This is a genomic window from Kitasatospora sp. NPDC043949, assembly GCF_056435365.1.
The window spans coordinates 113,007-137,340 of sequence record NZ_JBWKEQ010000011.1 but is presented as its reverse complement, the minus strand read 5'-3'; the positions used below and the strand labels follow the sequence as shown (position 1 = coordinate 137,340).

Genomic DNA, 24,334 nt, shown 5'->3' with positions numbered 1-24,334 from the left:
ATCCCCAAAAGAACACCAGGTGGGGCGTTGGAAATATCTCCACCGTCCCCGAGAGCGGGGGGTTTGGGGCGCCCCCCCCCCAAAAAAAAAAACACCGGAACGAACCTTTCCCCGTTCCGGGGGGCCCAACCCCCCGACGGGAGCAACCGAACTGGAGGAGGGGTGGGGGACGCGCGGGGGCTCAGGGGCGGAGGAGGTGTTCGGCGAGGTCGACGGCTTCGCGGACGGGGACGAGGCGGCAGTCGGTGGTGCCGAGGTGGATGGTGGTGATGCCGGTGGCGACGGCGAGGACCTGGGTGCCGAGGTCGGCGAAGTGGAGGTCGTCGAGCTCGGGGGCCTGGAAGGTGAGCCAGCCGTCGGGGCCGACGCAGCGGTACTCACGCAGGGGGACGTCGGGCATGCGCTGGTCGGCGAGGTGGAAGGCGGTGAACCGGGCCATCGGGACGCCGAGCATCAGCACCCTGGCGTCGAGGTCGTAGAGACGCCCGAGCGGGGACTCGGGGCCGAGGTGGGAGGTGAGGGGGTGGTGGGCGGTGATCTCGCGGGCGTGCCGGCCGAGGGCCGTCCAGGAGGTCTGGGGGTGGCGGCTGCGCAGGGCGCCGGGGCGGGTGCGGATCTCCTCGGAGAGGGCGCCCATGGTCGGCGAGCAGGGGGTGTTCGCCGGGTCGAACCGCGGCATCCGGGCCCGGTAGGCGGCGGTCTCGGCCGGGGTGAGGCCGGCGGTGGCGGTCTGGTGGATGCGCGAGGTGGCGGAGTTCTCGGGGGTGGCGGTGTAGGCGACCAGGGTGCCGCCGGGGCCGAGGACGTGGAGCAGCGCGTCGGCGACGGTGGCGGCGCCGCCGTCCACCGGGCCGAGGGCGCGCAGGGAGGCCTCGACGTGCACCACCATGCCCGGGCGGACGCCGAGTTGGGCGAACCCGGCGGCCAAACCCCCAGCGGTGAGGGCGGTATCGGTGAGGGCGGTGCCGGTGAGAGCAGTGACGGTGCGCATGGCCGCTCCTCTGGGTCAGACCTCGGCGGGGCGGGCGTGGCCGCGCTCGTGGCGGGCCCGTTCGGCGGCCCGTTCGGCGGCGGCGGGCAACGGCACGGCGAGCCACGGAGCGACGCTCTCACGCATGCCGTCGGCGAAGCGCAAGCCGAGCGCCGTGAGGGCGCCGGATCCGGCCAGCCGGTCGACGGCTTCGGCGGTGTACCGGCGCCAGAGCGCGAACTGGGTGCGCGCCCGGTCGGCGGCCTCGCCCGGCAGCCCGTCGTAGGCGAACGCACGGGTGCCCCAATACTCGGTGACGGCGAGGTGCGCGTAGGTGCCCTGGAGCAGGCCTTCGAGCGGGCGCGGGTCGGGCCGCCAGGGCGCGAGGTACAGCTGGTCGTCGGCCGGGTCGTGGAGGTCGAACAGGTCGAGTACGGCGCCGAGTTTGACGTGCTGGAACTCGTGCGCGAGCAGCAGTGCGAGCGTCGGCGCGGTCGCGGGCCGGGCGATGCCGACCGCGCCGTGGGCCTGCCGGGCGGCCGAGCTGACGTCCCGCCCGGCGGGGCCCGGCCGTAGCGGGGTGATGGTGGTGAGGCCGGCCCGGAGGCCTTCCGCGTACGCGGGCAGGTCGTGCCCGAGCAGTTCCCAGGCTTCGCGCAACGCGCCCGTCCAGTCGAGCAGTTCGCCGTCGGAGAGCCGGCCGGCCACGGCGTGGTCGTGGCTGTCGCGCAGCGGGTCGACGTCCTCCAGGGTGACCGTCCACCCTCCGGCCAGCCGGACCCGCCGCAGCGGCTCGTCCAGGGCGGCGGACACCGATCCGTCGGACGCCCGCACGCTGAACCCGTCGGCCAGGCCGGTGACGACCGCCTCCCCGTCCGGGGCGGCGGTCCGCCCGAGGGTCGGCAGGTGCAGCCACCCGCCGCGCACCGGCACCGCGACCGCGTCCCCCCGCCCGGCACGGACGGCGGCGGCGGCGGCCAGGGCGGCCAGCGGGCCGAGCCCGACGGTGAGGTCCCCGGCGAGCCGGCGGGCGGCCCAGGCGCGGGCGTACGGGTGGGCGAGGACGGTGTCGACGGCGGCGGGTGCGCTCGCGTCGAGTTCGGACAGCAACGCCCACGCGGCCGATCCGGGCTGCCCGGAGGCGTCCCAGGCGGCGGCCAGCATGGCCCGGGTGAGGGCGAGTTGGGCGCGGGACAGGGCCCGTACGGTGTCCTGGTCCCCGAACCCGCGGGCGAGCTGGTCGAGCTGCCGCTCGGTGAGGGTGGCCGGCACCACCGGCTCCCCGGCCTGGGCGGGGACAGAAGGACCCGCCGCGACAGCGGAAGCGGCGGCGGAACCGGCAGCGGAACCAGAGGCGGAACCGGCGGCGTCGCCGGCGAGTTCGTTGATGAGCTTCATGAGGTCACCGCAGTAGACGGAGGGATTGTCGAAGCCCGTGTCGGCCCGGTACCGGTGGGCGTACAGGCCGCCGCCGCAGCTGCGGACGACCGGGCAGGCCCGGCAGGCGGCGCTCAGCCCGGCCAGCCCCGACTGGCGGGCGGTCATGCCGGGGTGCAGCGCGACCTGGTCGAGGCTGTGCGTGAAGACGTCGTACCCCGTCTCCGGCGCGCCGTCGTAGGCGGTCTTGAGGCTGTCGGCCTGTTCGAAGCTGCCGTCCGTCTCCAGGACGACGAGGTCGGACGGTTCCAGGCCGAGCGATTCGGTGAGGCTGGAGAGCCCGTGCAACGTCCGGTGGACGGATTCGAAGGTGCGGACGGCGAACGGGCGGCCGTCGGCGTCCCATCTCCGGTACACGGCCAACAGCCAGTCCGCGTACGGCGTTCGCGCACCGTCGACGGCCGGTTTCGGCCGGTCCTCCCAGGTGGCGTGCGGCAGCAGGAAGTCGACGGCGGGGGGGTCGAGTTCGGCCAGGGCGCGGTAGACGGCGTCCGGGTCGTTCTCGATGTCGACGGTGCAGAGCAGCCCGGCGTAGAGGTGCCGGTAGGCGGGCCGGCGCAGCCGCTCGACCGCCCGCAGGACGTGCGGGTGGCTGCTGCGGCCGTCGGCGAAGCGGCGGTGGCGGTCGTTGGCGGCGCGGTCGCCGTCGAGCGAGACGCCGACCCTCATGCCGACTTCGGCGAAGAGTTCGCAGTAGGCGTCGTCGAGTTGGACGCCGTTGGTGTGGATGCGCAGGTCGAGTGCGCAGCCGGGCGGCAGGGCCGCCCGGAGCGCCTTGGCCGCGTGGCGTAACCGGTCCGGGCCGGCGAGCAGGGGCTCTCCCCCGTGCAGGACGACCCGGACGGCGGGCAGCCGGTGTGCGGCCGCGTGGTCGCCGATCCGCTCGGCGATCCTGTTCAGGACTTCGTCACCGATGACCTTGGGGCGTCGACGCCAACTGGTGTCGGCGTGCTCGTACACGTAGCAGTGATCGCAGGCGAGATCACACCGGCTGTGCACTTTCACGACGAACTGGGTGAAAGGCAGCGGAGTTGGCGTCATGGTCGATCGGATTCAGCCGGAGCCGATGGTCAGTCGGCCGATCAGATGGAGGAGTTGAAGGCCGCGACCGGCACCGCACCCGCACCGGTGTCGGGCAGGGCTCGTCGGATCCTGGTGGAGAGCTCCTCGGCGCCGAGCTGGGCGAGGTCGGCCAGTGAAGGCCGGGTTTCGCCCTGAGGCTCCGTCAGTTCAGTGCGGGGCATGGTGTCCAGTGCGGGTGTCATGTTCGATTCTCTTCCACGATGGGGGTTAGAGAGAAGCAGGGCCGGGTATATAGGTCGGCCTAGTCGACCAGGGTACTGCCAGCACGTGGGCTGCGCCGTGCTCTTGCGCGCCCCTAACAGCCCACTACCCCCTTCACGCAGCGAAGTCTCGCCAAAAGTTCACCCACTCGGCGGTCGCGTGAAGGCACCTGACCGGCGCACAGGGGACCGGCGTCGCGCCGCCGAACCCACCCTGGCGGCGCCCCTCCGCCGACGTACGGCCGCCGCCCCGGCCCGACCCGCTCCCCCGGCGCGGCCGGAGCCCGCTCCCCCGGCGCTCGCGCCCCATCCGAACCACCGGTCGGCGAAGGCCAGTTGGCGCGATTCGACAGCGCCCCGCACTCCCCCGCCACCGCACGACAGCCAGCCCGACGAGCCCGATGGCGGACCCGACGAGCCCGACGAGCCCGACGAGCCCGACGGCGAACCCACCGACGGACGCGCCGGTATTCGAACGCCTCGCAGACCCGCCCGCTACGGGCAGAGCCGCTCCACCCGCCACCCGCCCGCTCCGGCCGGATCGGCGAAGTAGCGCAGCCGGTCGTGCAGCCGGTTCTCCCGCCCCTGCCAGAACTCCACGCTCTCCGGGATCACCCGGTACCCGCCCCAGAACGGCGGCACGGGCACGCCCTCGCCCTCCGGGTAGCGGCGCTCCAGTTCGGCGTAGCGCTGTTCGAGGACGTCGCGCCCGCCGACCGGGCTGGACTGCTCGCTGGCCCAGGCGCCGAGCTGCGAACCGTGCGGCCGGGTGCGGAAGTAGGCGGCGGTCTCGTCCCGGCCGACCTTCTCCACCCGCCCCTGGACGATCACCTGGCGGGCCAGCGCGATCCACGGGAACAGCAGCGCGGCGTACGGGTTGGCGGCGAGCTCGGAGCCCTTGCGGGAGCCGTAGTTGGTGAAGAAGACGAAGCCGCGCGCGTCGTAGCCCTTGAGCAGGACGGTGCGCGAGCTGGGCCGCCCCTGGGCGTCGGCGGTGGAGAGCACCATCGCGTTGGGCTCGACCACCCCGGCGTCGTCCGCCTCGTGGAACCAGCGGGTGAACTGGGCGATCGGCTCGGGCGCGAGCTGTTCCTCGACCAGGCCCTCGTGGGTGTAGTGCTTGCGCATCACGGTGAGGTCCGGTCCGGGCCGGGCATCGTCGGCCAGGATCCGGGTGGCGGGGCTCAGGGGCGTCGACTGGGCGCGTTCCGGGGTCTGCACGTCAACATCATCCCGTACGACAAGCAACCGGCACCGCTACCTCCGGACAAACCCCGGTGGGAGATAAGGTGTCCCGCCACCGCTCGACCGCCCCCCGTACGGTGAATTGTCCCGAACCAGGCGTTTGGTTCCGGAGATTCCCGGGCACGACCGACCCTCGGCGGAAAAGTCAAGCGGGCCCAAGCGCAACATCACCATGGTGGTGTATGGCGCAATGCACCCGGTGCCTGTCACTCTGGCACCGAGTGCCAACCACCATTCGGTCACTGGCGCGCCGCCCCACCACGGCGCAGCGCCGATCGCAGAACTGAAGGAGCCGTCGTATGTCCGACTTCGTACCCGGGCTTGAGGGAGTCGTCGCGTTCGAGAGCGAGATCGCCGAACCCGACCGTGAAGGCGGCGCGCTGCGGTACCGCGGTGTCGACATCGACGACCTGGTGGGCCACGTCTCCTTCGGCCACGTCTGGGGCCTGCTGGTGGACGGCAAGTTCAACCCCGGCCTGCCGGCCGCCGAGCCGTTCCCGATCCCGGTGCACTCCGGTGACATCCGGGTCGACGTGCAGTCCGCGCTCGCCATGCTCGCCCCGGTCTGGGGCCTCAAGCCGCTGCTCGACATCTCCGCCGAGCAGGCCCGCGACGACCTCGCCCGCGCCGCCGTGATGGCGCTGTCCTACGTGGCCCAGTCGGCCCGCGGCCAGGGCCTGCCGATGGTCCCGCAGAGCGAGATCGACAAGGCCGAGACGGTCGTCGAGCGGTTCATGATCCGCTGGCGCGGCGAGCCGGACCCGAAGCACGTCAAGGCCATCGACGCCTACTGGACCTCCGCCGCCGAGCACGGCATGAACGCCTCCACCTTCACCGCCCGCGTCATCGCCTCCACCGGCGCCGACGTGGCGGCCGCGCTCTCCGGCGCGGTCGGCGCGATGTCCGGCCCGCTGCACGGCGGTGCGCCGTCCCGCGTGCTCGGCATGATCGAGGAGATCGAGCGCACCGGCGACGCCACCACCTGGGTCAAGAACGCGCTGGACCGCGGCGAGCGCCTGATGGGCTTCGGCCACCGCGTCTACCGCGCCGAGGACCCGCGCGCCCGCGTGCTGCGCCGCACCGCCAAGGAGCTCGGCGCCCCGCGCTTCGAGGTCGCCGAGGCGCTGGAGAAGGCCGCGCTGGAGGAGTTGCACAACCGCCGCCCCGACCGCGTGCTGGCCACCAACGTCGAGTTCTGGGCCGCGATCATGCTGGACTTCGCCGAGGTGCCGGCGCACATGTTCACCTCGATGTTCACTTGTGCGCGCACCGCGGGCTGGTCGGCGCACATCCTGGAGCAGAAGCGCACCGGCCGGCTCGTGCGCCCCGCCGCGCGCTACATCGGCCCCGGCCCGCGCCGCCCCGAGGAGATCGAGGGCTGGGACGCCATCGGCCACTGAGCCCGCCGAGCGCCCCCGAGCGCCCGCCGAACGCCCCCCTAGCGCCCCGGGCGCCCCGCGTCCGCACCACCCCTGAGCAGCGGGTCCGACCTCCGTCGGGCCCGCTGTTTCCGCAGCTGGGAGCCGTGAAGATCACAGTCTCAGCCGGCGGACGACCGTACCCCGGGCGGCTCCCCGGCCGGTAGGCTGCGCGCGTGGCTCAGATCCAGATCCCCGCTGACATCAAGCCCGCAGACGGCCGTTTCGGCTGCGGACCGTCCAAGGTGCGCCCCGAGGCCCTGAGTGCCCTCGCCGCCACCCAGACCTCCCTGCTCGGCACCTCACACCGCCAGGCCCCGGTCAAGAACCTGGTCAAGCGCGTACGCGAGGGCGTGAGCAGCCTCTTCTCGCTCCCCGAGGGCTACCAGGTCGTCCTCGGCAACGGCGGCTCCACCGCCTTCTGGGACATCGCCGCGTTCGGCCTGGTGCGGGAGAAGTCCCAGCACCTGGACTTCGGCGAGTTCTCCTCCAAGTTCGCCTCCTCGGTCAAGGCCGCGCCGTGGCTCGCCGAGCCGAGCGTCATCAAGACCGCCCCGGGCACCCACCCGCTGCCGGTCGCCGAGGCCGGCGTCGACGTCTACGGGCTCACCCACAACGAGACCTCGACCGGCGTCGCGATGCCGATCAAGCGCCCGGTGGGCGCGGACGAGGGCTCGCTGGTTCTGGTGGACGCCACCTCGGGCGCCGGCGGCCTGCCGGTGGACATCACCGAGACCGACGTCTACTACTTCGCCCCGCAGAAGTCCTTCGCCTCCGAGGGCGGCCTGTGGCTGGCCGCGTTCTCCCCGGCCGCCCTGGAGCGCGCCGCCGAGATCGCCGGCTCCGGCCGGTACGTCCCGCCGTTCTTCGACCTGCCGACGGCCATCGACAACTCGTCGAAGGACCAGACGTACAACACCCCGGCGATCTCCACCCTGTTCCTGCTGGCCGACCAGCTGGAATGGCTGAACGGCAACGGCGGGCTCGACTGGGCCGTCGCCCGTACGGCTGATTCCTCGTCCCGGCTGTACGCGTGGGCCGAGAAGTCCTCCTACGCCAGCCCGTTCGTGGCGAACCCGGCCGAGCGCTCCCAGGTGGTCGGCACCATCGACTTCGACGAGTCGGTGGACGCCGCCGCCGTCGCCAAGGCACTGCGTGCCAACGGCATCGTGGACACCGAGCCGTACCGCAAGCTGGGCCGCAACCAGCTGCGCGTCGCGATGTTCCCGGCGATCGACCCGGCGGACGTCGAGGCGCTCACCCACTGCATCGACTACGTGGTCGAGCAGCTCTGAGCGATCCCGTGCACGGCTGAGGGCCACCGCCTCCGGGCGGTGGCCCTCAGCCGTTGCGGCGGGGTCGACCCACCGGGCCGGGTAGGCGTGCCCGCCGGCCCGGCTACCCGCCGACCATCGAGCTGATCAGCACGACGACCAGCAGCAGCACCAGGGTGCCGGTCACGATACGCATACGAGTCTTGGGATCCACGGTCAACGAGCGTACCTCCGGACCATCCGCCGACGGATCGGAGCCCCGGGCCCAACGGCCACCCCGGGCCCAACGGCCATCCCGGACCCACCCCCCCCCCCGCCCCGGACCCGGGCGCGCCCCGGCTCAGCTCCAGTCGGCGAGCGGCCAGGCGCGCAGCGAGGAGTAGTGGGCGAAGCCGCCGTCCAGGTCGCTCTGCATCAGGTGCAGCTCGGCGGCCTCCCACTCGGGCCCCCGGTAGTCGGCCAGCGCGGCCGCCAGGGTGTCCAGCTCGGCCGCCGCGAGCCGCTGGACGGCCCGCCGGTGGCCGCGCGAGGAGCCGGCCCGGGCGAGGGTGAGGTGCGGGTGGAAGGTGAAGGCGTCGACCTCCCCGGTCACCCCGGCGGCGGCCTCGGACACGGCCTCGGCGAGCCTGCGCAGCGCCCAGGTCTGCCCCTCCACCCCGGCCCAGAGCACCCGGTCGCCGAACCGCCCGGCGCCGGACAGCCGCAGCCGGTGCACCGGATGCACCTCGGCGACGGCGGCCAGGCCCGCCTCCAGCTCCGGCAGTTCCTCGGCCGGCACCTCGCCGAGGAAGGCCAGGGTCAGGTGCCAGCCCTCGACGGTGGTCCAGCGCAGCCGGTCCGCCCCGGGCAGCCCGCGCACCGGCGCCACCGCGTCCGACAGCCCCTGGAGCGCGTTGACCGGCGGCAGGACCGCCACGAAGAGCCTCATGGGGACATCTTCCCGCGCGAGGCCGTTTGGGCTAGAACCTTTCGTATGAAGATCCGCACCGGGGGACCGGACGACATTCCCGACATCCTCGCCCTGCTCGACGGCGCCGTGGGCTGGCTGGCCGGCCAGGGCCGCACCGGCCAGTGGGGGGACCAGCCCTTCAGCACCATCCCGGCCCGGGTCGAGCAGGTCGCCGGGTACGCCGCCGAACCGTTCCTGATCCGCCTCGCCGAGGACGCCGAGGGCCGCGCCATCGGCTGCTGCGTGCTGTCCGAGCAGCGGGGGAAGTACATCCCCCCGGTGGACGAGCCCGAGCTGTTCGTCCGCATCCTGGTCACCGACCGCAGCCGCAAGGGCTCGGGGATCGGCGCCGCGCTGATCGCCGACGCGGTCGAGGAGACCCGCCGGCGCGGCCTCGGCCTGCTGCGGGTGGACTGCTACGCGGGCGCCGACCGCAGGCTGGTCGGCCAGTACCGGGCACTCGGGTTCACCGAGACCGAGTCCTTCGAGGTCGAGCAGCCGGACGGCGTCTGGCCCGGTCAGGTCCTCGCGATCCGGCTCTGACCCTCGACCCTGCACCGAAGCCCCGGGGCGGACCACCGCCCCGGGGCATGACGCCTCGTCAGCAGGCGGGCGCCAGCTCCGACTTGTTGGCGGTGACGGTCCGCGGCACGAAGGCCACCACCCGGCCGCCACGGCCGGGGTGCAGGTCGAACCGCACCCGCAGGTCCGCGCTGCGGGCCAGCACCAGGCCCACCACGCCGGCCGCCAGCGCGGACACCAGTCCGCAGGCCAGCAGGCCGAGCCGGGGCCCGTACGAGGCGGTCACCCAGCCGACGATCGGGGCGCCGATCGGCGTGCCGCCGGTGAAGACCAGCACCAGCAGGCCCATCACGCGACCGCGCATCGCGGGGTCGGTGGCCAGCTGCAGCGTGGAGTTGACTGAGGTGTTGAAGCTGAGTCCGAACACCCCGATCAGCGTCAGCAGCACCGCGAAGGTCCAGTAGTCGGGCGCGAACGCGGCCACCACCTCCAGCGAGCCGAAGGCCAGCGCCGCCGCCACCAGCCGGCGCAGCCTGGGCACGCCCCGGCGGGCGGCGAGCAGCGCGCCGGCCAGCGAGCCGACCGCCATCGCGGTGTTCAGCAGGCCGTACTGGCCGGCGCCGACCTTGAAGGTGTCGTAGGCGAAGCCGGAGAGCAGCGTCGGGAAGTTGAAGCCGAAGGTGCCGATGAACCCGGCCAGGACCATCGGCCAGAGCAGTTCGGGCCGCTCCTTGACGTAGCGCAGGCCCTCCCGCAGCTGGCCCTTCTCGCGGGCGATCGGCTCGGTCGGGCGCAGTTCGCTCTCCCGCATGGCGAGCAACCCGCCGATCACGGCGGCGAAGGACAGCGCGTTGACGGCGAACGCCCAGCCACTGCCGACCACGGCGATCAGCAGGCCCGCGACGGCGGGGCCGACCAGCCGGGCGGTCTGGAAGTTGGCGGCGTTCAGGCTGACCGCGTTGGCGAGGTCCTTGGGCCCGACCATCTCGGACACGAAGGCCTGCCGGGTCGGGTTGTCGACCACGGTGACCAGGCCGAGCAGCAGCGCGAAGGCGTACACGTAGTACGGCGTCACGACGCCGCCGATGGTCAGGACGGCCAGGCCGGCGGCCAGCAGGCCCATGGCGCCCTGGGTGTAGATCAGCAGCCGGCGCTTGGGCATCCGGTCGGCGAGCACGCCGCCGAACAGGCCGAGCAGCAGCATCGGCAGGAACTGCATGGCGGTGGTGATGCCGACCGCGAGGGGGCTGCCGGTGAGGCTGAGGACCAGCCAGTCCTGGGCGATCCGCTGCATCCAGGTGCCGGTGTTGGACACCACCTGGCCGGCGAAGTAGTAGCGGTAGTTGCGAACGCGAAGGGAGGAGAACATCCCCCCGGGCCTCGTGAAGCGGGCACCTGCGGGAGACGTGGACGCGTGGGTGCGTCCGGGAGCGGCGGGGTCGTCCGCCGCGGTGCGTTCGTCGGGGTCGTCGTCGCCGCTGCCGGGCAGCCCCGTGGGGGCGGGCGCCTGGAGGTCGGCGGCCGCGGCGCCTGCCGCGGCGGGGTCGGTGGTCTGGTCGTCGGTGCGGATGGCGGCGGCGCTGGCTGCGGCCGGCGGTGTCACGGTGGTCTCCCCTCGCGGCGCGGCGGCCCGAACTGCGGCCGTCGTGCTCCTGGTTTCGGTGGTCGGTCCTGCGGTGATGCGGTGCTCCTTCTTCTCCCGGCCGGCGGGCCGGGGTCGGCGTGCCTAGAGGTGTGCGAGCTTGTAGAGCACGGGCGCGGCCTCCCGGAGGACGGCCCACTCCTCCTCGTCGAGCCCCTCGGCGAGCTCGGCGAGCCAGACGTTGCGGCGACGGCGGCTCTCGGCGAGGATCGCCTCGGCCTGCTCGGTGCTGCTGACGACGACCTGGCGGCGGTCCTCGGGGTGCGGCTCGCGCCGCACCAGCCCCTTCTCCTCCAGCATCGCGACGATCCTGGTCATGGAGGGCGGCTGCACGTGCTCCTTCCGGGCGAGCTCACCCGGTGTCGCCTTTCCGCATCTGGCGAGGGTGCCGAGCACCCCCATCTCGGTGGGGCTCAGCGACTCCTCGACCCGCTGGTGTTTGAGTCGACGGGAGAGGCGCATCGTGGACGATCGCAGCTGATTGATCGCTGCGAGGTCCTGCTCGGACATCTCGGGCATGTTCTTTAGCTTACGTCATTACTCTCGCTAAGGAAAATGCGTTCCCAGTCCACCCCGCCGGCCCCGTCCGTTCACCGCGCGCCGGAAGATCGGCCCGGTGCGATGCTGGTGCTGGGTCTCGAATGATCTCGACTGGAAGGGCCGACCAGACATGTCCGACCTCGCCGCCGACCCCGCCTCCGGCCTCGCCGCCGAGCCGGACGACACCGGCTTCGCCCGCCTCGCCATGGTCACCATCGACTGCGCCGACCCGATCGCGCTGGCCGGGTTCTACGGCGAGCTGCTGGGCTGGGAGAGCCGCCACCTGGACGAGCAGTTCGCGATCCTGGACAACCCGGAGGGCGGCAGCCCGCTGGGCTTCGGCCGGGTCTCGGGCTACCGGCCGGAGCCGTGGACGGAGCCGGACGGCGGCAAGCACTTCCACCTGGACTTCTACGTGGACGACCTGGACGAGGCGATCGCGAAGGCGCTCGCGCTCGGCGCGACCGAGCCGACGTACCAGCACGGCCGGACGCTCAAGGTGCTGATCGACCCGGCCGGCCACCCGTTCGGGCTAGCCCCGCTGGAGTGACCAACCCGGAGTGACGAACCCGGAGTAACGGACGAACCGCCCGGCGGCCGTGCGCAGGCGGTGTCAGGAGTTGGTGCCAAGATCATGCAGACCGCGTAAAGGTCCATCCTGACCAGGGACTTCACGAAAAGCGCGAACCTTGTGCGACCGTCCGGTAGTGGTTACTGTCCCCCGTTGTCAGGGGCACCACACGCCAGGTCTCCCTTCGGCGGCGCCGTTCCCGCGCCCGTTGCCGCGTTCCCTCCCGACCACCCGTGTCCGCCCGAGGCCTGGCGCCCTTCCTCCCCCGCATCCGTCCTGGGAGCTCTCTTGGGTGAGATCCATCATGCCGACCACGGCTGGGTGACACCGGCGGTCTCGTACTTCGTCGCCTGCCTCGGCGCCTTCGTCGCCCTGCGCAGCGCCCGCTGGGCACTCGTCTCGCAGGGCCGCACCCGGGTGCTCTGGCTGCTCTTCGCCTCGACCTCGCTCGGCGCCGGGATCTGGTCCATGCACTTCATCGCGATGCTCGGCTTCTCCGTCACCGGGGTCGACATCAGCTACCGGCCCGGACTGACCGTGCTCAGCCTGCTGGTCGCCATCGCCGTCGTCGGCATCGGCCTGTTCACCGTCGGGTACAGCCGCCGGCCTGTCCTGTCCCTGCTGGCCGGCGGGCTGACCACCGGCCTCGGGGTCGCGGCGATGCACTACCTCGGAATGGCCGCGATGGTCCTGCCCGGCCACCTCGGCTACGACCGGCTCACGGTCGGACTGTCCGTCGCCATCGCCGTGTTCGCGGCCACGGCCGCGCTGTGGGCCACCCTGAACATCCGCGGCACGCTCGCCGTCCTGGCGGCCGCGCCGGTCATGGGCGTGGCAGTGTGCGCGATGCACTACACCGGCATGGCGGCGCTCTCGGTGCGGCTCGACTTCTCGCACTCCACCCAGGGCGGAGTGATGGCGCTGCAGTTCATCTTCCCGCTCGGGGTCGGGCTCGGCTGCTACGTCTTCTTCGGCTCGCTGGCCTTCGCGGTCTCGCCGAGCCGCGGCACCACGCAGCCGCTCCTGCTCGGCCCGGCAGCCCCGTTGGTCCCGCGCCAGCCGCGGCGGCGGGACGAGGCCGGCGTCAGGCGCTGAGCCGGGCGGGTCCCACCCCCCCAAGCCCCGAGGGCGTCCGACCGGGTCCCCCACCCCGGCCGGGCGCCCTCGGCTCACTTCCGGCGACCTCCCCCGCCTCGCTCCCGCGACCACCCCTGCCTCACTCCGGCCGCCCCAGCAGCCCGGTCAGGTGCGCGGGCGTGGCCACCGGGCAGACCTTGTGCACGAAGTCCCGCCGCAGCGCGTGGTAGGGCTCGCCCGCCCGGTAGAAGTTGGCGTGCATCCGCCGCAGTTCCTCCGCCCGGTACTCGGCCAGCGGCTTCGCCTCCTCGTCGGCGGACCGGCGGCGCTTCTTGTCGACCAGCCGCCCGGTGAGTTCGGGCGAGGCTCCGAGCGCGGCGGCCTCCCGGACCACCCAGCGCCGGAAGGCCGCCGCGTCCCCGCCGCAGGTGCGGTCCACCAGGCCGATCCGGCGGGCGTGTTCGGCGCCGACCGGCAGCGCCTCGGTGGTCAGCCGCGCGGCCTGCTCGTCGCCGACCCGGCGCGGCAGGGTGTACGTCCAGTACTCGGAGCCGTAGAGGCCCATCAGCCGGTAGTGCGGGTTGAGCACCGCCGACTCCCGGCACCACACCTCGTCGGCGGCGAGGGCCGCCATCAGGCCGCCGGCCGCCGCGTTCCCGGCCAGGGCGGCGACGGTGAGCTTGTCGGTCGTGGTGAGGACCGCGTGGACCAGGTCGTCCATCGCGTTGATGTTCTCCCAGGACTCCAGTGCCGGGAACGCCGCACCCTCGATGACGTTGAGGTGGATCCCGTTGGAGTAGAAGTCCCGGGGCGCCCCGAGCACCAGCACCGAGGTGGGCCGGCCGGCGGCCTCGCGGTAGGCGGCGAGCAGCCGGCGGCACTGCCCGGTGCTCATCGCCCCGCCCGCGTAGGCGAATTCGAGGTAGCCGACGTCGCCCTCCTCGCGGTAGCGCAGCTCCGACCAGGTGTCCCGGTGGGCCGCCGAGGTCGGCGTCACCGGGACTTCGCGGACCCGGTGCAGGCGGCCGGCGAGCACCGTCGCGGCCGGCTGCTTGAAGGTGGCGGGCCCGCCCGGGGTGCGGCGCGGGCGCAGCTGGGGGATCCAGACCGCGCCGTCCACGGTGGCACGGCAGATCGCGCCGTCGCGGGTGGCGAGCACGGCGCCGGGCACCGGGCCGCGCAGCTCGTCCTCGGGGTGGCCGCCGTGCAGGAAGTACTCGCGTCCGAACAGCTCGTCGAGCACGCCGGGTTGGGAGTCGGCGGCGCGGAGCTTGCGCAGCACGGTGGCGGTGTCGTCGGCGGCCCAGTCGATCCGGCGCGCGTCCTGCCGCAGCAGGGGCCGCAGCCTGCCGTGGACGTCCGGCCGGTCGTAGTCGAGCGGTTCGGGGGTGAACAGCCCGCCCTCGAAGCGCTGGACGGCGAGCAGGACGGCCTCGACGGCGGCGTCGGCGACCTCGCCCCGGTACAGCTCGCTCTTGCCGCAGTCGGTGACGGGGAACTCGACGGACGCCCAGATGTCACCGGCGTCCATCTCCTCGACGGCCTGGAGGACGGTCACGCCCCAGCGGTCCGCCCCCTCGGTGATCGCCCAGTCGAGCGAGGAGGGGCCGCGGTCGCCCTGGGGCCCGGGGTGCACGATCAGGACGGTCCGGGTGGACCAGATGTCCTGCGGGACGGCCTTGGTGAGCATCGGACAGATGATCAGCTCGGGGTCGGTACGGTCCACCGCCGTCCTCATCGCCTCGTCGCCGAGGGCGAGTTGGACGGCGACCTGGTGGCCGCGCCCGCGCAGCTCGGTGTGGACGCGCTGGGTCAGGCTGTTGAACGCGCTGGCGATCAGGAGAATGCGCAAGAGGGCCTCCGGACAGGGACTGGGGTCGCGCGCAGGCGATGAAACCAGGGCATGGACACGTAATGATTACGTTCTACGCCTTCCCGCCCGACCCTCACGCACTCCGCACACCTGTGCCCTCGGCGTGGCGTCCGCTTCGCCGGATCTCCCCAGCCCCTCCCCTGAGTTGACGGCAGCGACAGACCCGGCCGATCCCCGGCGTCGACGGCCCCGGCCGCTACCTCGGAAACGCCCGGCGGGCCCGCCAGGTGGTGTGCTCGCGGGACACCGCGTCCTCCGCCTCGGCGGCCATCCGGGCCCAGCGCGCCTCGGCGTCCGGCGTCTTGAGGTCGAGGTCGGAGAGCTGGTTGCCGACGTTCTCCAGTTCGCGCGCGGCCAGCTGGTAGGCGGCGGCCAGCGGGCGCAGCTGCTTGAGCTGGGTCCAGGCGATGACGGCGGCGGCCGCGGCCGAGCTGGCGCCGAAGACGTGCACCTGAAGGGCGCCGGTGGCCTGGGCGACGGCCGCCGCCGCGCCGATGATGATCAGCGCCGCAATGCCGAGCCCCCAGGACACCGCCTGCGTCTCGCAGGCCTCGGCCCGGGCGCGGTACCAGGTGCGCTGGCCCTCGACCCGGGTGCGCAGGTAGAGCATGCGGCGGGCGGTCAGGCTGCCGGCCCGCATCCGCCGCATCTCCGGGGTGATCTCGGGGACGGTGCCGGGCGGCACGATCTCCGGGTCCTCGAAGGCCCGCAGCACGTCCTCGACCTGGAGCAGGTAGCCGCGGTCCACGTCCGCGGACTCCGCCTCACCGTCGAACGGCCGGGCCCGGACGGTGTACTTCCAGGCCAGCGTCTTGACCGACTCGGCCGCCGCCCGGGCCTCGTACCAGCGGCCCTGCGGGTTGCTGCGGCGCAGCCGGGACCAGAAGTAGCCGGCGATCAGGAAGGCGCCCACCGAGTACAGCGGCACACTGTCGAAGGAGCCGCGGTCCTTCGGCCCGGGGAACGAGCCGATCACGGCGGCGATCACCAGCATGGCGATCAGTCCGCGGTACCAGCGCAGCGTCTCGCGCTGGCCGTCCAGCGAGGCCTTGTCCGCCGTCCAGAACAGCTCCGGCAGCAGCTTCGCCTCGTCTCCCCCGGGCGGATCCTGTTGCACCATCGGTCGAGCCCCCTCCCCGTGTCCGTCCAGGCAGTATTCCCTCCGTCAACTTCGCTACACAGGCCCCTTTTTGACATTCTTCCCGGCGGCGATCGCTCCGCCCCCTCGAGACCGGTACGACCGGTTGCAGCTCTGCGTTCACCGACGGCCGACCCCAGGGCCACCGGCCCCGGGATCGAAGGCGCCCCCGGGAACGGCAGCGGCCCCACCCTTCCCCCAGGGGGAGAGGACGGGGCCGCCGGTGGAGCGGTACGGCGTCAGAGCAGGCCGAGGGCCGGCATCAGGTAGTAGAAGGCGAACACCGCCGCCACCGCGTACAGCGGGACGGGCACGCTGCGTCCGCGCCCGGCGGCCAGGCGCAGGACGCAGAAGGCGATGAAGCCGAAGCCGATGCCGTTGGTGATGCTGTAGGTGAACGGCATCATCACGATCGTCAGGAAGGCCGGGATCGCGATGGTGTGGTCCGACCAGTCGATCTCCTTGATCGAGCCCGCCAGGATCAGGAAGCCGACGGTGACCAGGGCCGGGGTCGCGGCCTGGGCCGGGACCATGGTGGCGAGCGGCGTGAGGAAGAGCGCGACCACGAAGAGCAGGCCGGTGACGATCGAGGCGAAGCCGGTCCGGGCGCCCTCGCCGACACCGGCGGTGGACTCCACGAAGCAGGTGTTCGCGGAGGCGGAGGTGGCGCCGCCGGCCGCGGTGGCGATGCCGTCGACCATCAGGATCTTGTTGATGCCCGGCAGGTCGCCGTTCTCGTCGAGCAGGTGGGCCTCGTCGGCGACGCCGAGGATGGTGCCCATCGCGTCGAAGAAGCAGGACATCAGCACGGTGAAGACGAACAGCACGCCGGTCAGCACGCCGACCTTCTCGAAGCCTCCGAACAGGCTGACCTTGCCGACCAGGCCGAAGTCGGGGGCGGCGACCGGGTTGCCCGGCCAGGCCGGGACGGTCAGGCCCCACTTGAGCGCCGGGACGTCGACGAGCTTGTCGATCACCACGGCGAGCGCGGTGCTGACCACGATGCTGATCAGGATGGCGCCGGGCACCTTGCGGATCAGCAGGACGAGGGTGAGCAGCAGGCCGAACACGAAGATCAGCACCGGCCAGCCGAGCAGGTGCCCGCTGCCGCCGAGTTGCAGCGGGACGGTGGTGTGCGCGGCGTCCGGCATGCGGCTGACGAAGCCGGAGTCGACCAGGCCGACGAGGCTGATGAACAGGCCGATACCGATCGCGATGGCCTTGCGCAGCCCGAGCGGCACGGCGTTCATGACCCGCTCGCGCAGGCCGGTGGCGACCAGCAGCATGATCGCGAAGCCGGCCAGCACGACCATGCCCATGGCGTCCGGCCAGGTCATCTTGGGGGCGAGCTGGAGCGCCACGATGGTGTTGACGCCGAGGCCGGCGGCCAGGCCGATCGGGACGTTGCCGATCACGCCCATCAGCAGGGTGGTGAGACCCGCGGTGAGGGCGGTGGCGGTGACCAGTTGGGCGCTGTCCAGGTGGGCCCCGGTCATGTCCGTGGCGCTGGCCAGGATGATCGGGTTGAGCACCAGGATGTACGCCATGGTGAAGAAGGTGGCGACGCCGCCGCGGATCTCGCGCGGCAGGGTGGAGCCGCGCTCGCTGATCCGGAAGTAGCGGTCCAGGGCGCCGGCGGGGGGCTTGGGGGCGCTGGAGGCGGGTTCGGGCGACTCGGTGGTCGGCTGGACCACAGGCATGCGTGCGTCCTCTGTGGGGGAGCTGAGGAGGGGGGACGCCCGGGGCGACGGTGGCCGGGCGGGGAGTTTTCAGTATGGTTTCCCGATCGCACACGCGCTATCTTCGCGCGTAGAAGCCCGAGGGCCCCTGAGGGCCGGCCGCCGCACCGTACGCTAGGCCCCATGCCCAAGAAGCCGCTGCACCCCTCGCCCCCTCCGCTGGAGGCCAACGACGTCGCCATCGTCGGCGGCGGCACGGTGCTGTGGTTCGTCGCCTTCCTGGCGCTGCTCCCCTTCCAGGGCACCCTCTCCGACCACGGCCACGGCACCTGGCCGTGGATCTGCCTCTCCGGCGGCCTGCTCGGCCTGATCGGCCTCTGGTACTGCCGCGCCCGACGGGACGCCATCGCCCGCGACCGCGCCGCCGAGGCCGCGAACCGGGCGGCCGGAAACGACGGCCAGGACCCGGCCACCCGGTCGGACTGAATAGTCCTTTAGTAGCACGCACCGGACATAAGGCACCCGTAGAGTCGGTGCCATGACGCAGCCTGCCCACCCCGCGGAAGAGCAGCCCGGCGACGCCGACCGCCCCGACGGTGCGCACCCCCTCGGGCTGCTGCCCGGCCGGCGCGGCGGACTGACCTCCGCCGAGGTGGCCGAACGCGTCGCGCGCGGACAGGTCAACGACGTCCCCGTACGGTCCAGCCGCTCCGCCAAGGAGATCGTCCGGGCCAACGTCTTCACCCGCTTCAACGCGATCATCGGCGTGATGTTCGGGATCATCCTGATCGTCGGTCCGATCCAGGACGGCCTGTTCGGCCTGGTCATCGTCGCCAACACGGCGATCGGCATCATCCAGGAGCTGCGCGCCAAGAAGACCCTGGACAGCCTGGCCCTGATCGGCGAGGCCCGCCCCGAGGTCCGCCGGGACGGCACCGTCGAACAGATCGCCGTCGCCGAGATCGTGCTCGACGACACGGTGCTGCTCGGCATCGGCGACAAGGTGATCGTCGACGGCGAGGTCACCGAGGCGGACGGCCTGGAGATCGACGAGTCGCTGCTCACCGGCGAGCCCGACCCCGTCCTCAAGCAGCCCGGCGACCAGGTCATGTCCGGCAGCTTCGTGGTGGCCGGCGCGGGCGCGTTCACCGCCACCAGGGTCGGCCGCGAGGCGTACGCGGCGCAGCTCGCCGAGGAGGCCAGCCGGTTCACCCTGGTGAAGTCGGAGCTGCGCAGCGGCATCAACAGCATCCTTCGCTTCATCACCTACCTGCTGATCCCCACGGCCATCGGCCTGATCATCAGCCAGCTGGCCGTCGAGGGCCGCGACTGGCGCGAGGCCGTGCGCCGGATGGTGGCCGGGATCGTACCGATGGTCCCCGAGGGGCTGGTCCTGCTGACCTCGGTCGCCTTCGCGATCGGTGTGATCCGGCTGGGCCGAAAGCAGTGCCTGGTCCAGGAGCTCCCGGCCATCGAGGGCCTGGCCCGGGTCGACACCGTCTGCCTGGACAAGACCGGCACCCTCACCGAGGGCGGCATGGACGTCGTCGACCTGCGGGTCCTCTCCGACGGCGAGCCCGGCGCCCTCGACCCGGACACCATCAAGCACGCGCTCGGCGTGATGGCCGGCGCCGACGCCCGCCCCAACCCCTCCATGCAGGCGGTCATCGACGCCTACGGGCGCGGCGACGGCGGCGCCCCGGGGGCCGGCGGCGCCCCGGCCGCCGACGGCTGGCGGGTGATCGAGGCGATGCCGTTCTCCTCCGCCCGCAAGTGGAGCGGCGTGCAGCTGCTGGAGCCGCAGGGCGGCGAGGCCAGCTGGCTGCTCGGCGCCCCCGACGTGCTGCTACCCGCCGGGCACCCGGCGCTCACCGAGGTCGACGAGCTGGGCGCCAAGGGCCTGCGGGTGCTGCTGCTCGGCCGCACCCCCACCCCGCTGGACTCCCCCGACCCGGCCGCCGGGCTCGCCCCGCTCGCCCTGGTGGTGCTCCAGCAGCGGCTGCGCCACGACGCCGCCGAGACCCTGCGCTACTTCGAGGGCCAGCAGGTGCAGGCCAAGGTCATCTCCGGCGACGCCGCGGTCTCGGTCGGCGCGGTCGCCGGCCACCTCGGCCTGCCCGGCGCCGACCACCCGCTGGACGCCCGGACGCTGCCCGCCGAACCGGACGCCCTCGCCGACACGGCCGAACGGACCACGGTCTTCGGCCGGGTCACCCCGCAGCAGAAGCGCCAGCTGGTCGCCGCACTGCAGTCCCGCGGACACACCGTGGCGATGACCGGCGACGGCGTCAACGACGTGCTCGCGCTCAAGGACGCCGACATCGGCGTGGCGATGGGCACCGGCAGCGACGCCACCAAGGCGGTCGCCCAGATCGTGCTGCTCAACGACTCGTTCGCCACCCTGCCCTCGGTGGTCGCCGAGGGCCGCCGGGTGATCGGCAACATCGAGCGGGTCGCGGGCCTGTTCCTGGTGAAGACGGTCTACTCGGTCCTGCTGGCTCTGCTGGTGATCTTCACCCACTCGCCGTACCCGTTCCTGCCCCGGCACTCCACCGTGCTCTCCACCCTCACCATCGGCGTGCCGGCCTTCTTCCTCGCCCTCGCCCCCAACAACGAGCGGGCCCGCACCGGCTTCGTGAAGCGCGTCCTGCGGCTCGCCGTGCCGGGCGGCGTCATCGCCGGCACCGGCACCTTCGTCGCCTACGCGCTGGCCCGCGCCGACCACGCGACCGACCTCAAGGCCGACACCAGCGTGGCCACCCTGACGCTCTTCCTGATCGCCATCTGGGTGCTCGCCATCGTCGCCCGCCCCTACAGCTGGTGGCGCCTGCTGCTGATCGGCACCATGGGCGGCGCCTTCGCCCTGGTCCTGCTGGTGCCCTGGCTGGCGGAGTTCTTCCAGCTCTCGCTGGTCGGCACCCGCGACCCCCTGGTCGGCGTCGGCATCGCGGTGGTCTGCGGCCTGGCCCTGGAGATCGCCTGGCGCTTCATGAAGCGCCGCGGGATGGAGTGAGGCCCTGGCACCCCCAGCCCGCAGCCTGGATGATGGATCGCGGAAGGGGGTGCCGACATGGCCCGCACAGGTGGGGAAACCGAGCGCGAGACCGGGCAGGTGGAGGCGTTCGCCGCCTTCCTGGCCGGCCTGCTGGCCGCCGGACTGACGGTCCTGGCCCTGATGGGCGGCCGCTGGCTGACGAACGCCGGCGAGGTGACCGCCCCGGCGCTGCCGTGGGTGCCGACAGCCGTGAAGGCCCTGGTGACGGCCGTCTGGCTGGCCACCACCACCACCGTCTACCTGCGGTTCAAGCGCCGCGGGCGGGCCCGCTGAGCGCCCAGGTCCTCCCTTTCGGATCACGTCGGATCAGCGCCCGGCGTGATCCGGAAGAAAGTGCCTAGCCCTCGAAGTCCCGCGCCGCGGACAGCTCGTACGCCCGGTCCGGATCGGTGAGCGCGGCCAGCACCTCGAACCGCCGGTGCCACTGCCCGACCGACCAGGCGAGCCCGGCCGCCAAGCCCTCCGGGGTGGCCGCGTGCAGCAGCCCGGGCACCGGCGGGAGCTCGAACTCGTCGTCCTCGTCGGCGGCCTCGGCCGCGTCCGGGTCGTAGGGCGCCTCAGGGGCGTCCGCCTCGACGTCCCAACGCCAGTCCACGGCGGCGTCGTTGCCGTCCGGGCCGACCACCAGCAGCTCCTCGTGCTCCTCGTAGGCGACCGGGCAGCCGGGCAGCAGCTCCCGCACCACGGCGGGGACCCGGTGCAGCACGCCCTCGGAGAGCACCCGCCCGCCCGCCACCTCGCTGGCGAGCGAGACGTGCAGCCGCTCGGCGAGGTCGGCGGCGAGCGCCGGGGCGACCGGCACCAGCGGGTACGGGTGCAGGAGCTGGACGAGGTCGGGCGCGTCGGCGACGACCGCCCTGGAGGCGTCGACGATCACCGTGTGGGCCGGCCGGCGGCCGGTGTCCGGGTCGAGCGGCGGCAGCGCCCGCACCACGTCGACCGGTTCGATCCGCTCGATCTCGACCCGCGCCAACGCGCTGTGCAGGCCGTGCAGTTGGCGGTGGCCGACATCGGAGGCCTGATCGGTGAGCCGGTCCAGCACCTCGTCCGGGCCGTGCGGTTCGGCGAGCAGCGCGGCCAGCGTGGTGCGTACCCCGAGCGCGTGCAGGAACTGCTCGTCCAGGGTCGTCCGGGCCTCGTCGTAGAGGCCGCGCAGCAGCGGGTCGGCACCGGCCGCGCGCAGCCCGGCGGGCTCCCGGCCGTCCAGCACCGGGTGGTCGCGCAGCCACCAGGCGGTGTACGGCGGCAGGTCGGTGTAGGAGCCGTCCGGCAGCAGGGTGCGGACGGGGTTGACCACGGCGTCCCGGTACGGCGGGCGGGAGAGCGCGGCGAGCGCCTCGGGCCAGGCGTCGTCGTCGACCAGGTCGAGGTCACGGACGGCCAGCAGTTCGGCGGCCACCGGCGGGACGCCCACGACGTCGTCGGCCTGCAAGGCTTCGAGGGCGTCCTCGGCCCAGTCGGCGAGGCCGTCGGGCGCCTCGTCGAGCAGCCCGGTGGGGTGGCCGCCGGCCGCGCGGTCGGCGGGCGCGGTGGGGTCGAGCCGTTCCAGGTCGTCCGGGTCGAGCACCACGTCCTCGGCGCGGACGAGGACGAAGTCGGCGAGCACGCCGACGGCGGTGAGCACCTCCGGGCCCCAGCGCTCCAGCAGCTCGTCGTCCACCCAGCCGGCGTCCTCCTCGCGGGCGAGGGCCGCGAACGGGCTGCCGGGCAGGACGAGTTCACCGGCGCGGGCGGGCTCGCCCTCGTCGTCGAGCAGGGCCAGCCGGGCCAGCCAGGGGTGCTCGCCGGCGGTCGGGCCGGCGACCTTGACCAGCGCCAGGACGGCGTCGGCCAGTTCGAGCGCGGCCTCGACGTCGTCCTCGGCCACCTGGTAGGAGCGGGCGACGGCGGCCCGCACCTCGGGGGTGTCGAGCACCCCGGCCGGGGTGGCGGTGCCGGCGCCGAGCTTGGCGAGCAGCGGGTGGGCGGCCTCGGGGTGGGCGAGCCGCAGGTCGAGGGCGGCGAGCGCGTCGGCCAGCGACTCGGGGTAGCCGGGGAAGGCCGCCCAGTCGGCGTCCTCGGAGGGCAGCAGGACGCGCCGGGGCCCGGTGATGGTCCGGCCGTCGGCGAGTGGGACGGGCAGCGCGCCGAGCGCCTCCGGGTCGGCGGCGCCGAGCGCCGCGTACAGGTTGCGCCACCAGGCGGGCTCGCGGTCCAGACCGCCGAGCTGGTCGACCACGTCGGCCAGCGGCACCCGGCGCACGTTCAGCACCCGCAGCTCGGTGCGGCGCTCCAGCCCGGCCGGCAGCAGCCCGGGGAAGATCGGCGCCAACGCCTCGACCACCGAGCCGTCCGCACCCTCCAGCAGGGTGGCGTCCCGGGGGCGCAGCGCGGGCGTGCCCGCCTCGACCGGCGCCGGGTGCGGCAGGAACGGCGTGCCGGGCAGCCGGGAGAGGACGGCCCCGCGGAGCGCGTTGTCGAGCGCGCCCTGGCCGAGCGGCCCGGGGACGAGACCGAGCGAGCCGAGGTCGGCGCCGCGGGCGCGCAGCAGGTCGGCGTAGCTGTCGGCGGCGCGCTCGGTGAGGAAGTCGGCGAGCGCGCCGGGGGCGACGTGCCGGCGGGTGGAGTCCAGCGGGTAGGAGGCGATGAGCAGCGCGGGCAGGCCGATCGGCTCGTCGCTGGGGGTGGGCGCGTGCAGCACCGGCGCGATGCCGGGCGCCTGCGGGGTGCCGTCGGCGGCGACCGGGACGGCCCAGGTGACCGTCCAGTACGGGCGGGCGCGCTCCTCGGTGGGACGGTCGGCGAGCAGCTCGGCGGCCAGGGTGCCGGTGGCGCCGGCGGTCTGCCAGCGGGTCCGCCGCGGCCGGCCGTCCGCGTCGTCGGTCACGGTGACCTCGGTGACGCCGTCCGGGCGGGGCTCGGCGGCGGCGCGGGTGAGCGTCCGGGTGCCCTCCGGGGTCTCCACCACGACCTCGGCGAGGCCGGGCAGGGTGAGCAGCAGCGCGTCGTCGATGCCGGCGAGCAGACGGCGGGTCAGGTCCTCGGCGGCGGCGTCCCGCAGCGGCAGCACGACCACCGTGTCGTAGCCCTCGGGGGCCGGGCCCTCGGCGGCGAACGGCAACCGCAGCAGCGGCACGTGGCCGTCCCGGCGGCGCAGTTCCTCGGCCAGCGCGGGCTGCGCCTGGGCCAGCGAGCGGGCCTCGCCGAGCGACCAGCGCACCCCGCCGGCGGCGCCGAGCACGGCGGGCTCGTCAGTGACGGCGAGCACGGCGGCGAAACCGACGCCGAACCGGCCGACGGCGGGCGTCTCACCGCGCTTGGAGGAGGCGCGCAGGGTGGACAGCGACTCGACGGCGGCCGCGTCCAGCGGGGCTCCGGTGTTGGCTGCGGCGAGCACGCCGTCGGCGAGGGTGAGCCGCAGCCGGCCGGGCCCGCGCCCGGCCCGGACCGCCGCGTCGGCCGCGTTCTGCGCCAACTCGACGACCAGGCGGTCGCGGTAGCCGCCGAGCGCGAGTTCCTCCTCGGCGTTGGCGTCCTCCCGGAACCGGGCCGGCGAGGCGGCCCAGGCGTCCAGCACCCGCCGGCGCAGCGCGGCGCTCCCGAAGGGGTCCGCGAGGTGCTCGTCCGTGCCGCTGCCGATGATCCGAGGTTCCACTGGACCTGCCGCCTTCCGCCGCCCTGT

Annotated in this window: 19 protein-coding genes; 8 read left to right on the top strand and 11 right to left on the bottom strand. The window is 73.6% G+C overall.

Translation table 11 applies throughout. From position 1 onward, the window contains the following. Positions 1-181 precede the first annotated feature (181 nt). The 4 genes from AC07AL_RS12175 to pdxH form a co-directional block, all read right to left on the bottom strand. A complete protein-coding gene (locus AC07AL_RS12175) occupies positions 182-991 on the bottom strand; it encodes an AAC(3) family N-acetyltransferase (protein WP_478317380.1) in 810 nt (269 codons plus the stop codon). Positions 992-1,006: 15 nt separating this feature from the next. After that, on the bottom strand, positions 1,007-3,448 hold the full coding sequence (locus AC07AL_RS12170; RefSeq protein ID WP_478317379.1) for an FxsB family cyclophane-forming radical SAM/SPASM peptide maturase: 2,442 nt from the start codon (positions 3,446-3,448) through the stop codon (positions 1,007-1,009). 41 nt (positions 3,449-3,489) lie between these two features. Next, positions 3,490-3,672, bottom strand: a complete 183-nt coding sequence (gene fxsA / locus AC07AL_RS12165; RefSeq protein WP_350877535.1) for an FxSxx-COOH cyclophane-containing RiPP peptide — start codon at positions 3,670-3,672, stop codon at positions 3,490-3,492. Between the two features lie 513 nt (positions 3,673-4,185). Beyond that, entirely contained in the window at positions 4,186-4,818 is a 633-nt protein-coding gene (gene pdxH / locus AC07AL_RS12160; RefSeq protein ID WP_363585069.1) for a pyridoxamine 5'-phosphate oxidase, read from the bottom strand. A gap of 416 nt (positions 4,819-5,234) precedes the next feature. Here pdxH and AC07AL_RS12155 point away from each other — a divergent pair, with 416 nt between their 5' ends. Together AC07AL_RS12155 and serC are read left to right on the top strand one after the other, a co-directional pair. Further along, positions 5,235-6,335, top strand: coding sequence for a citrate synthase 2 (locus AC07AL_RS12155; RefSeq protein WP_350877533.1), 1,101 nt, complete (start codon positions 5,235-5,237; stop codon positions 6,333-6,335). Between the two features lie 194 nt (positions 6,336-6,529). Further along, positions 6,530-7,648, top strand: a complete 1,119-nt coding sequence (serC, locus tag AC07AL_RS12150; RefSeq protein WP_400988818.1) for a phosphoserine transaminase — start codon at positions 6,530-6,532, stop codon at positions 7,646-7,648. Positions 7,649-7,967: 319 nt separating this feature from the next. Here the strand turns inward: serC and thpR are convergent, their stop codons facing one another. After that, the gene (gene thpR / locus AC07AL_RS12145) at positions 7,968-8,555 is read right to left on the bottom strand and encodes an RNA 2',3'-cyclic phosphodiesterase (protein ID WP_363584962.1); all 588 of its coding nucleotides are present in this window, start codon (positions 8,553-8,555) and stop codon (positions 7,968-7,970) included. A 45-nt stretch (positions 8,556-8,600) separates the two neighbouring features. Here thpR and AC07AL_RS12140 point away from each other — a divergent pair, with 45 nt between their 5' ends. Beyond that, positions 8,601-9,119 (top strand): GNAT family N-acetyltransferase, encoded by a 519-nt coding sequence (locus AC07AL_RS12140; protein ID WP_363584960.1) that lies wholly within the window; start codon positions 8,601-8,603, stop codon positions 9,117-9,119. Positions 9,120-9,177: 58 nt separating this feature from the next. Here AC07AL_RS12140 and AC07AL_RS12135 read toward each other — a convergent pair whose 3' ends face one another. Continuing rightward, positions 9,178-10,467 (bottom strand): MFS transporter, encoded by a 1,290-nt coding sequence (locus AC07AL_RS12135; protein WP_350877760.1) that lies wholly within the window; start codon positions 10,465-10,467, stop codon positions 9,178-9,180. 357 nt (positions 10,468-10,824) lie between these two features. Beyond that, a complete protein-coding gene (locus tag AC07AL_RS12130; protein WP_063348195.1) occupies positions 10,825-11,259 on the bottom strand; it encodes a MarR family winged helix-turn-helix transcriptional regulator in 435 nt (144 codons plus the stop codon). Positions 11,260-11,410: 151 nt separating this feature from the next. On the opposite strand from AC07AL_RS12130, the gene AC07AL_RS12125 reads away from it, so the two are divergent. Beyond that, complete coding sequence (locus tag AC07AL_RS12125) at positions 11,411-11,830, top strand: VOC family protein (protein WP_363584958.1); 420 nt, start codon at positions 11,411-11,413, stop codon at positions 11,828-11,830. 309 nt (positions 11,831-12,139) lie between these two features. Beyond that, a complete protein-coding gene (locus tag AC07AL_RS12120) occupies positions 12,140-12,946 on the top strand; it encodes an MHYT domain-containing protein (protein ID WP_363584956.1) in 807 nt (268 codons plus the stop codon). A 121-nt stretch (positions 12,947-13,067) separates the two neighbouring features. Here the strand turns inward: AC07AL_RS12120 and AC07AL_RS12115 are convergent, their stop codons facing one another. The 3 genes from AC07AL_RS12115 to AC07AL_RS12105 form a co-directional block, all read right to left on the bottom strand. Then, positions 13,068-14,780: a hydrogenase maturation protein gene (locus AC07AL_RS12115; protein ID WP_371517505.1), complete on the bottom strand. Its 1,713-nt coding sequence runs from the start codon at positions 14,778-14,780 to the stop codon at positions 13,068-13,070. 217 nt (positions 14,781-14,997) lie between these two features. Beyond that, positions 14,998-15,921: a DUF4231 domain-containing protein gene (locus AC07AL_RS12110; RefSeq protein ID WP_350877520.1), complete on the bottom strand. Its 924-nt coding sequence runs from the start codon at positions 15,919-15,921 to the stop codon at positions 14,998-15,000. Between the two features lie 257 nt (positions 15,922-16,178). Continuing rightward, entirely contained in the window at positions 16,179-17,639 is a 1,461-nt protein-coding gene (locus tag AC07AL_RS12105; RefSeq protein ID WP_363584950.1) for an NCS2 family permease, read from the bottom strand. A 162-nt stretch (positions 17,640-17,801) separates the two neighbouring features. Between AC07AL_RS12105 and AC07AL_RS12100 the strand changes: the two genes are divergently transcribed. From AC07AL_RS12100 to AC07AL_RS12090, 3 genes are read left to right on the top strand one after another with little or no spacing between them, the layout of a single operon-like run. Next, positions 17,802-18,104: a DUF2530 domain-containing protein gene (locus tag AC07AL_RS12100; protein ID WP_363584948.1), complete on the top strand. Its 303-nt coding sequence runs from the start codon at positions 17,802-17,804 to the stop codon at positions 18,102-18,104. 52 nt (positions 18,105-18,156) lie between these two features. Further along, positions 18,157-20,631, top strand: coding sequence for an HAD-IC family P-type ATPase (locus AC07AL_RS12095; RefSeq protein WP_363632245.1), 2,475 nt, complete (start codon positions 18,157-18,159; stop codon positions 20,629-20,631). 57 nt (positions 20,632-20,688) lie between these two features. Next, positions 20,689-20,946, top strand: a complete 258-nt coding sequence (locus tag AC07AL_RS12090; RefSeq protein WP_478317378.1) for a hypothetical protein — start codon at positions 20,689-20,691, stop codon at positions 20,944-20,946. Between the two features lie 64 nt (positions 20,947-21,010). Here the strand turns inward: AC07AL_RS12090 and AC07AL_RS12085 are convergent, their stop codons facing one another. After that, complete coding sequence (locus tag AC07AL_RS12085) at positions 21,011-24,307, bottom strand: sacsin N-terminal ATP-binding-like domain-containing protein (protein ID WP_363632246.1); 3,297 nt, start codon at positions 24,305-24,307, stop codon at positions 21,011-21,013. Positions 24,308-24,334: the final 27 nt, after the last annotated feature.